The 2,092-nt window shown below is 71.4% G+C and carries 3 protein-coding genes; all 3 read right to left on the minus strand.

Going from position 1 to position 2,092, the window contains the following annotated elements; all coding sequences use genetic code 11:
- Nucleotides 1-93 precede the first annotated feature (93 nt).
- On the minus strand, nucleotides 94-687 hold the full coding sequence (locus tag AC2VNT_RS09890; RefSeq protein WP_486946688.1) for a hypothetical protein: 594 nt from the start codon (nucleotides 685-687) through the stop codon (nucleotides 94-96).
- A 9-nt stretch (nucleotides 688-696) separates the two neighbouring features.
- Entirely contained in the window at nucleotides 697-1,023 is a 327-nt protein-coding gene (locus tag AC2VNT_RS09895) for an ESX-1 secretion-associated protein (protein WP_486946689.1), read from the minus strand.
- Between the two features lie 81 nt (nucleotides 1,024-1,104).
- Nucleotides 1,105-2,092: helicase-associated domain-containing protein (locus tag AC2VNT_RS09900; RefSeq protein WP_486946690.1), on the minus strand; the 988-nt coding region annotated here is incomplete at its 5' end.

Below are 2,092 nucleotides of genomic sequence, written 5' to 3' on the forward strand. Positions count from 1 at the left end.
CCGCCCCGGCGGGTTATGGCGCCCCCGCGCCCCCCTGGTCGCGGGCTAAACAACCCCCGACTCTCGCCACGTCCCGCCCGCCGCAAAAGGGGCCTACCCCCCCGCGGGCGGCCGCGCCGATGTCGCGGATGCCGGGATAGCGCCGGTGCCGGCGATCGGGCCCTGGTTCTCGGCCTGACCGGGCTGCTGCATGCCCGCCGCGTAGGCGATCGAGGCGGTCAACAACCGGTCGATGCGTTCGCCTTCGGTCAGCGCGTCGGCGATCCGCTGCTTCAGGACCGACACCTTGTCGTCGATCTCTTTGGCCGCCTTCTCATCCAGACCTGTGGTGTCCGGCGCAATGACCGAGTTGGTCGTCGTGTCGACGGCTACGGCCGGTTTCTCACCGGCGTAGCCAAGGATGTCGGTCTTGACCTTGGCGCGCAGCGCCTCGGCGTCGAGCTCGGCGCGTCGCATACCCAGGGCGGCCAGCGTCAGATTCTGCTGGGACGGGTCGTGGTGAAAGGCGGTCATCAGCATCGCCGAGCGCGCGGCGTCCCCGCCGCGGCCCTCCCAGTTGGATGCCTTGGCCAGGTCCTTGAGGAAGTCCGCCGCGCTGCCATGGTTGACCGCGGCCACCCGGGTGTGTTTGGCCAGCTCGGAGATCTCTGGAACCCAATCCAACAGCTCCTGCAGGGTCAGCCCCATGCGGCCGACTCACAACCCCGAGGTGAGGTCGCGCATCTCGGCGGCGCCGTGCTGGTCGGCTCCGGTGTGCCGATTCGCCGCGTTGCGATGGCCGTCGGCGTGCGCGGTGTAGCGTTCGCCGAACCGAACGCCGTCGTCGGCCCAGGCGGCCAGCATCTGCAGCCGCGCGGCCGCCGCGGAGCCGGAACCCAGATCCAGCACGCTCGCCAGCGAGTGCGCCCCGAAGTGGGTGGTCAGAAAGTCATACGCATGGCTGTCCAGCCGTCCCGCGGTGAGGTGCAGCTCTTCAGGGTCGACGTGCAGGCGCGGGGACTCTCCATCCACCGGCTTGGCCATAGGTCCGACACTCCTCCCGGAAAAGGCGACCAGCTACGCATTTTAGCGGGATCCGCGGGCCGCAGGGAGCCGATGGTGCCGTCAGCGCCGATCCCCGGCATCGCTGCGCTCCGCCTCGGCGTGAACCACCGAGGTGATCCGATGGATGGCGAAGTCGCGCAACCGGCCGGAGGCCGAATCGAACGCCACCAACTGCCCACCGCGAACGCTGACCGGCGACACCATCCGCCGGGTCGCCACACCCGCCGGGTCCAGGTAGCCGATCACCACGGACGCACCGTCGTACGCCGCCCGGTGCAGCGCCGCGGCCGCAACCGCGGGGTCCACCCGGGCGCTGCCGAACGGCGCCACGGTGGTCTTGCGCAGCACGTCGACCAGCGCCCGCAGCGACTCGGCGCTCGGGCCGGTGACCGGGTGACGGCGGTGCTGCGGGGTCGGCACCCGAGCGCTGCGCGGCCGGATGTCGACGATCATCCCGGTGGTGTCCTCGGCGGCCGGGGCGAAGCCGGCGGACCGCAGCGCGGCCAGCACCTCACCGATCGGGGCCTGGGCGACCGCCACCGTCGGCGCCAGCACCCGCAGGCCCAGCTGCTCGGCGGTCGGGATGGCGACCGCCTGAGCCAGCAGGGCCGGATCCTCGCACCGGACGAACGATGTGGCGATGCCGACCCGCAGCTGACCGTGCCGACGGGTTACATCGTCTACCAGATAGGTAAGCCCTTGCGGCACCGGTGTTTTCGAGTGCTCCTCGAAGAACCGGTGCAGAGCGGCACCGGTTCGGCCGACATCCAGGGCGTGCCGGATGGTCTGCTCGCTGATCCGGTACACCATCGCCGCCCCGGCCGACTCGACCCGGGCCACGGTGGCCAGCTCCTCGGCCAGCCCGCGCTCCAGCGGGCCGGGCACCACGACGGTCAGGTCGGCCTGCACGAGGAAGTGGTCGATCGGTTTGGGCAGCACCCGGTTCATCGCGGCGACGGTGTCGTCGGTGTTGTCGGCCCCGTTCGCGGCGATCAGCGCGCGAGCCGGCGTGCTGATCGCCCCGCGGCCGATCAGGCCCAGGTCGTGC

This window comes from Mycobacterium sp. TH-M15, from assembly GCF_057473705.1.

What these genes read in the sequence shown, in the direction of transcription:
- AC2VNT_RS09890 (WP_486946688.1), bottom strand. Translation starts at nt 687, where the DNA reads ATGGGGCTGACCCTGCAGGAGCTGTTGGATTGGGTTCCAGAGATCTCC.
- AC2VNT_RS09895 (WP_486946689.1), bottom strand. Translation starts at nt 1,023, where the DNA reads ATGGCCAAGCCGGTGGATGGAGAGTCCCCGCGCCTGCACGTCGACCCT.